Raw genomic sequence first — 1,383 nt, forward strand, 5'->3', positions numbered from 1 at the left:
GCGCCGCCGCTCCTCCCGTCAGCAACCCCGGCGCCACCGCTCCTCCCCCCAGTAACCCCGGCGCCGATCCCATCACTGCTGCCGATCTCAGTCCCGATCCCGTCGTTGCTGTGGTTGGTGCCGTGGCTTCTGCGGTTCCGGCCGGGGCGGCCGGGGCGGATGGTGGGTCGTTGCCGGATGGGTCCTTGCCGGTTGGGTGGTTATCGGAGGAGGCGTTGGCTTTGGAGCGGGAAGCGGCCGTGGAGAACCTGCTCCTGGATTACCTCAGTGCCTGCCGGAAAATGGTGTCCTGGGCCCAGGCCCGCCAGTTCCGGGCGCTGGCGGCTTTCGCTGCCCGCCGTCCCCCCGTGGCCGGGGAAACCCCTAAACCCTCCCGCCCGGAGCGTTCCGGCTGGGCCGCGGGGGAAATCGGTCCCGTCCTGCACGTCAGCCACGGCACGGCCGAGATGCTGCTCTGCCACGGTGAGGACCTCACCGTGTCCCTGCCCCGCGTCCTGGACCTTTACGAGGCCGGGACCCTGGACTGGCCCCGCGTCCGCGCCGTCCTGCACGGACTCTCCAACGCCCCGCGGAGCATCTGGACCGCGGTGGAAACAGCGATCCTGCCCCACGCGGGCCGGTTAAGCGCCCAGCGGTTGGAGCAGCGGGTCCGCCGCGAAGTCGAACAGCGGCACCCCGAACCGCTGGCCCTCCGTCATGACCGTGCCCGCCACACCCGTGACGTCTGGTTCCACCCACTGCCCGACGGGATGGCCGAACTCGGTGCCTGCCTGCCAGCCGTGCAGGCCCGTGAATACTACGAAACCATTCACGCCTGGGCCCTTCACGCCCGCAGCGAGGGCCAACCAGCACGCAACACCACCCCCACCGGCCGCCCCGCCCGCGCCGCCAACGAATACCGCGCCGACGCCTACATGGACCTCCTCGACACCGCCCTCAACAACACCACCAACGCCAACACCAACAACCTCAACGGCAACAGCACCAACAAAGGGAGCGCCGGTGACCTCAGCAGCACCAACACCGGCAACGGCAGCGGGGGGCCTCAGCGGCGACAGCAACGGGGGCGCCGGCTCCAGCGGGGGCAGCGGCCGTGGCGGCCGGAAGCGGCGCTCCCGCCGCGGTAGGGCGCAAATCGCCATCACCGTCCCGGCGCTGACCCTGATGGGCCTGGACGAACACCCCGCCACCCTCGACGGCTACGGACCCATCCCCGCCGAACAGGCCCGCGAACTCGCCGGGACCGCCACCTCCTGGCTGCGGATCCTCACCGACCCCGAAAAAGGCACCATCCTCTCCATCGGCCGCAGCAGCTACCGCCCACCCGCGGACCTGCAACGCTGGATCGAACTCCGCGACCAAACCTGCACCGGCATCGGCTGC

Annotated in this window: 2 protein-coding genes; both read left to right on the forward strand. The window is 70.7% G+C overall.

The annotated features are described in order from the left end of the window. Positions 1-1,127 (forward strand): DUF222 domain-containing protein (locus IV498_RS18715; protein WP_269048580.1); only part of this gene is annotated, 1,127 nt, incomplete at its 5' end. A gap of 28 nt (positions 1,128-1,155) precedes the next feature. Continuing rightward, positions 1,156-1,383, forward strand: a 228-nt coding sequence (locus tag IV498_RS18720; protein ID WP_269048581.1) for a DUF222 domain-containing protein, incomplete at its 3' end; no start/stop codon positions are given.

Source organism: Paenarthrobacter sp. Z7-10 (assembly GCF_026932795.1).
Taxonomy (GTDB): Bacteria; Actinomycetota; Actinomycetes; order Actinomycetales; family Micrococcaceae; genus Arthrobacter_M.